Source organism: Psychrobacter sp. GW64-MNA-CIBAN-0177, assembly GCF_040309585.1.
GTDB lineage: Bacteria > Pseudomonadota > Gammaproteobacteria > Pseudomonadales > Moraxellaceae > Psychrobacter > Psychrobacter okhotskensis.
The window spans coordinates 1-245 of sequence record NZ_JBEOOY010000522.1 but is presented as its reverse complement, the minus strand read 5'-3'; the positions used below and the strand labels follow the sequence as shown (position 1 = coordinate 245).

At 44.5% G+C, this 245-nt stretch carries 1 protein-coding gene; it reads right to left on the bottom strand.

Annotated elements, in window-relative coordinates; genetic code table 11:
• The coding region (locus AAEY79_RS16080; RefSeq protein ID WP_352289704.1) for a hypothetical protein at positions 1–211 on the bottom strand (211 nt) is incomplete at its 3' end.
• Positions 212–245: the final 34 nt, after the last annotated feature.

The window sequence follows — 245 nt, the reverse complement described above, 5'->3', positions numbered from 1 at the left end:
CTGATGAGGTCAATAAAATTAAGGTGTTAATCAGCGGTAGACCTTGCCATCCCATAGCTTGGGTAGTGTCGCCCCCTGGCGTGGTAATTAATGGCCACACAGCTTCAAATGTAGGCCAAAGCACTTCGTTAGTCATGGCATTGTTATCGGCACCACCAAGCCAAGGCACAGAAAGCATACGGGCGTAAAAAAGTGCGCCAAAAAATGCCATAAAAAACATTACTTCAGAAAAAATAAACCAACTC